Source organism: Anaerotignum faecicola, assembly GCA_024460105.1.
GTDB lineage: Bacteria > Bacillota > Clostridia > Lachnospirales > Anaerotignaceae > JANFXS01.
The window spans coordinates 1-487 of sequence record JANFXS010000198.1 but is presented as its reverse complement, the minus strand read 5'-3'; the positions used below and the strand labels follow the sequence as shown (position 1 = coordinate 487).

Genomic DNA, 487 nt, shown 5'->3' with positions numbered 1-487 from the left:
ATTGGAGTTCATGGCGCCGCCGAGGTAGCCGGTATTTAGATTGATTCCGCTGCGGCAAATCAGGACCGCTCCCTCCCGGGAAATCGCAGCATAAATGTCGTTCCCTCTCCGATTACGCTCTTCACCGTAATCTCTCCTCCATGCTTCTCCACAATATCCTTAACAAGCGACAGTCCCAGACCTGCGCCTCCCACGGCGCGGGACCGCGACTGGTCCACTCTGTAAAACGGCTCGAAAATATGTGAAAGCTCTTCTTCCGGGATTCCAATCCCCGTGTCTGTAATCTCCACCACCACAGCATCGCCGTCCCTGCCTGTGACAACCGTGACAGATCCATGCTCCCGGTTGTATTTCGCCGCATTTTCCAGCAGATTACTCATGACGCGGTAAAGCATGATGCGGCTGCCTGTCAGGCTGATATCCGGCGTGTTCTTTATGGTGACAGTCAGATTCTTTTTCTGAATCATCGGTGAAAGCTCATCCAATG

At 53.2% G+C, this 487-nt stretch carries 1 protein-coding gene; it reads right to left on the bottom strand.

Translation table 11 applies throughout. The features are described 5' to 3' along the window. Positions 1-59: 59 nt before the first annotated feature. On the bottom strand, positions 60-487 hold a 428-nt coding region (locus NE664_13515; GenBank protein ID MCQ4727650.1), incomplete at its 5' end, for an ATP-binding protein.